This is a genomic window from Vibrio sp. 03_296, assembly GCF_002265885.1.
This window is the reverse complement of record NZ_NPKW01000076.1, coordinates 1-3,390: the sequence shown is the minus strand read 5'-3', so window position 1 is coordinate 3,390 and position 3,390 is coordinate 1. Positions and strand designations below refer to the sequence as shown.

At 45.0% G+C, this 3,390-nt stretch carries 2 protein-coding genes, 8 tRNA genes and 3 rRNA genes; 8 read left to right on the top strand and 5 right to left on the bottom strand.

The genetic code is table 11. From position 1 onward, the window contains the following. The first annotated feature begins 213 nt into the window (after nucleotides 1-213). The 8 genes from CIK04_RS10180 (at nucleotide 214) to CIK04_RS10145 (ending at nucleotide 2,375) form a co-directional block, all read left to right on the top strand. Nucleotides 214-289 (top strand) — tRNA-Phe (locus CIK04_RS10180). 58 nt (nucleotides 290-347) lie between these two features. Next, a tRNA-Thr gene (locus tag CIK04_RS10175) sits at nucleotides 348-423 on the top strand. Between the two features lie 7 nt (nucleotides 424-430). Continuing rightward, a tRNA-Phe gene (locus CIK04_RS10170) sits at nucleotides 431-506 on the top strand. 39 nt (nucleotides 507-545) lie between these two features. After that, nucleotides 546-621: transfer RNA gene (locus CIK04_RS10165), tRNA-Asn, on the top strand. A 35-nt stretch (nucleotides 622-656) separates the two neighbouring features. After that, nucleotides 657-732, top strand: a tRNA-Thr gene (locus CIK04_RS10160). Nucleotides 733-772: 40 nt separating this feature from the next. After that, nucleotides 773-848 (top strand) — tRNA-Asn (locus CIK04_RS10155). A gap of 166 nt (nucleotides 849-1,014) precedes the next feature. Next, nucleotides 1,015-1,626 (top strand): chemotaxis protein, encoded by a 612-nt coding sequence (locus CIK04_RS10150; RefSeq protein ID WP_097353565.1) that lies wholly within the window; start codon nucleotides 1,015-1,017, stop codon nucleotides 1,624-1,626. Between the two features lie 17 nt (nucleotides 1,627-1,643). Beyond that, nucleotides 1,644-2,375: an MBL fold metallo-hydrolase gene (locus CIK04_RS10145; protein WP_080533364.1), complete on the top strand. Its 732-nt coding sequence runs from the start codon at nucleotides 1,644-1,646 to the stop codon at nucleotides 2,373-2,375. 328 nt (nucleotides 2,376-2,703) lie between these two features. Here CIK04_RS10145 and CIK04_RS10140 read toward each other — a convergent pair. The 5 genes from CIK04_RS10140 to CIK04_RS10120 form a co-directional block, all read right to left on the bottom strand. Then, nucleotides 2,704-2,780 (bottom strand) — tRNA-Asp (locus CIK04_RS10140). Between the two features lie 61 nt (nucleotides 2,781-2,841). Continuing rightward, nucleotides 2,842-2,957 (bottom strand): 5S ribosomal RNA (gene rrf / locus CIK04_RS10135). Between the two features lie 8 nt (nucleotides 2,958-2,965). After that, nucleotides 2,966-3,041: transfer RNA gene (locus CIK04_RS10130), tRNA-Thr, on the bottom strand. Nucleotides 3,042-3,090: 49 nt separating this feature from the next. Then, nucleotides 3,091-3,206 (bottom strand): 5S ribosomal RNA (rrf, locus tag CIK04_RS10125). 89 nt (nucleotides 3,207-3,295) lie between these two features. Beyond that, nucleotides 3,296-3,390, bottom strand: a 23S ribosomal RNA gene (locus CIK04_RS10120); the annotation flags it as partial.

Below are 3,390 nucleotides of genomic sequence, written 5' to 3'. Positions count from 1 at the left end.
CTAACTAAGCACGCCTTATCGCGTGCTTTTTTATTGCAGGAATCGCCGTTCATCCCATTAAATCTGATAAATAAATGTCGCTTAGATGTTTATATACTGTACTTCCATCGTATTAAACGAATAAAACACCCATGCGGCACAAAGCAGCAAACGATATTTTTTTGCATTTTTATATTGACCTAGAAAGCGAAAAACCGTTTAATACACCTCGTCGCCCGGATAGCTCAGTCGGTAGAGCAGAGGATTGAAAATCCTCGTGTCGGTGGTTCGATTCCGCCTCCGGGCACCACGAATTAAAAGTCGTTGGTGCTTAACGTACGAACGACAATTTAAAAAGAATATAGTGCGCCGACTTAGCTCAGTAGGTAGAGCAACTGACTTGTAATCAGTAGGTCACCAGTTCGATTCCGGTAGTCGGCACCATTCTTTTGCCTCGATAGCTCAGTCGGTAGAGCAGAGGATTGAAAATCCTCGTGTCGGTGGTTCGATTCCGCCTCGAGGCACCACTTATTTTAAGTTGTGCTAACACACAATAACCGAATAGTTCCTCCTTAGCTCAGTCGGTAGAGCGACGGACTGTTAATCCGCAGGTCGCTGGTTCGAGCCCAGCAGGAGGAGCCACTTTCAAACGATAAGCTAAAGCTTGTTGTTTAGGCGCCGACTTAGCTCAGTAGGTAGAGCAACTGACTTGTAATCAGTAGGTCACCAGTTCGATTCCGGTAGTCGGCACCATTTACAAGTTACTCTTGCATCGCAAGAGAGACAGAATAGTTCCTCCTTAGCTCAGTCGGTAGAGCGACGGACTGTTAATCCGCAGGTCGCTGGTTCGAGCCCAGCAGGAGGAGCCACCTTAGAAAAAGCCGCATCATTGATGCGGCTTTTTCACGTCCGTCATTAATTCATCTCCATTCAATTCCTTTTTCTCGTTGCCAATTTTAGAACCACAGGCATTGGCAAATATGCAACTCAGCTCTATACCTATATAAGAACAAACTGTGTATTGAGCGAGTTTTAATGAGAGACACCATTGAACGAAAACCCTTATTCGTTATTGCTGCTGAAGTATCAGCAGAGTTAAATCGAGGGGTAAAAATAGCGAAACAACTCCAACTGGTCGCCAGTAATGCCAGAGCACTCGCGCTAAGAGCGGGAGAAAGTGCAGCGGGATTTAGACCCGTCACCGATTCCATTGATGAACTCGTCCTCCTGACATTCCACTCTTCAAATACCATCAATCTACAAGCTCAACAACTCAGTCAAATTGCCACAGAGCGAACTCGCGCTCAGTGTGTGCTAAAGCAGCTAAATAACGTGGAACAAAGATCCACAGAAGCAAAATTTCTATCCAGTTTAAACCAAGCCAAACAGCGTGCTAACAAAGATTATCAGCAACTCAATACCTTGTTTACTCTCAAAGCTAAATCCCTAAAGGAAGCCCTTCAAGAGCTCTATGACCAACTGCGCATCGCTCAGATCATATCGACCATGCTCAGCGTTGAAGCATCTAAAGTTGATGAGCGTTACCGAGTTCAACTCAACGCTATTGCTGAGAGTGTAACGGAATTCTCTGATGCTATTCGCCATCATGTTTCACTCTCTCTTAAACTCTTTTCGCTCTTTTTGTAATAAGGACATTAGAAATTATGCGCTCAGAAATTCTCTATGAAGAAGGTTCCCACCGTTGGTTGATGTTTGGTAGAGATCCTCATAAACCTGACAAAATCATCGATACTAATCAGTATATGCTGGTACACAACGGCCAGGCGATGCTCCTCGACCCTGGTGGCATCGAGCTTTTCTCTGCCATGCTCAGCAGTGTTGTGAAAGAAATATCACTCGAGCAAATTACCCATCTATTTGCATCGCATCAAGATCCCGACATCATCTCCTCCCTTGGACTTTGGGACAAAACCATCCCCTCAGCAACACTCCATTCACCTTGGCTTTGGGAAGGCTTTATTCGTCATTTTGGTATGGAATCTATCACCTTTGCTCCGATCAAAGATCAAGGTGGAACAGTGTCATTAGCAGGGTTAGATATTCAATTTATTCCTGCCCACTATATGCATTCTTCAGGAAACTTTTCCGTCTATGACCCTGAAGCAAAGATATTAATGTCCGGAGATATTGGCGCCGCACTTGATCGTATCGATGCACCACTTTTCGTTGAAGACTTTGGTAGCCATGTCGAAAAAATGGCCTATTTTCATCAGCGTTGGATGCCATCGGAAAAAGCCAAATCAGCATGGATTGACAAGGTAAGCCAACTGGATATAGAGATGATGTGCCCGCAACACGGCGGTATTTTCCGTGGTGATGATGTGCCACGCTTTTTAGATTGGCTAGATAAGCTAGAAGTCGGCATTGCAGTTTAATTGCAGTTATCCCAACTCTTAAACTTAAAAAGACAGAAAATGAGGAGTCTAAAGAAAGTTGCAGCCTATAAATGCCTAAGTGACTCTCAGAGTAACGTACTAAATAGGTAATGAAGCTATAGTGAAAGCGTGCTATGCAAATCAGACGGGCTATCGGCGAGACAATCTCCTTCAGTAAGAGAGACCACGAATCGCAAACATCAAAACACAACTGAGAGTGACGGGGACGACCAGAATTGCGTTAAAGCGGAACTCACTCAACCTTAGAGTGAAGCCGAATATTTAGATGTAAAAAAGCCCCAGTTTTTCAACTGAGGCTTGGTATAAGTGGCGGAGCGGACGGGACTCGAACCCGCGACCCCCGGCGTGACAGGCCGGTATTCTAACCAACTGAACTACCGCTCCGCACTGGTTAGACTATTGAGTCTAAGTTTTATTTTACTTTTTAAAAGTAAAACAAATAAGAGCCTAGCGATGTCCTACTCTCACATGGGGAAACCCCACACTACCATCGGCGCTACTTTGTTTCACTTCTGAGTTCGGAATGGAATCAGGTGGGTCCAAAGCGCTATGGTCGCTAAGCAAAATCATGGTGCTGATACCCAGAATCGAACTGGGGACCTCATCCTTACCAAGGATGCGCTCTACCGACTGAGCCATATCAGCATTTAAAACTTGAAAAACCCGCTCTGAAAGCGGGTTTTAAAAATTAAAAGCCTGGCGATGTTCTACTCTCACATGGGGAAACCCCACACTACCATCGACGCTATTTCGTTTCACTTCTGAGTTCGGAATGGGTTCAGGTGGGTCCAAAACGCTATGGTCGCCAAGCAAATTCTTAAAATTCGGAAAGCTGTTTGCGTTCTCTACACATTCAATTCGTTCTTGCTTTGAGTCCATCAAAACCCTTTGGGTGTTGTATGGTTAAGCCTCACGGGCAATTAGTACAGGTTAGCTCAACGCCTCACAGCGCTTACACACCCTGCCTATCAACGTTCTAGTCTCGAACAACCCT

Excerpts from the sequence above, each read along its gene's own strand:
- CIK04_RS10150 (WP_097353565.1), top strand. The coding sequence starts at position 1,015 with ATGAGAGACACCATTGAACGAAAACCCTTATTCGTTATTGCTGCTGAA.
- CIK04_RS10145 (WP_080533364.1), top strand. The coding sequence starts at position 1,644 with ATGCGCTCAGAAATTCTCTATGAAGAAGGTTCCCACCGTTGGTTGATG.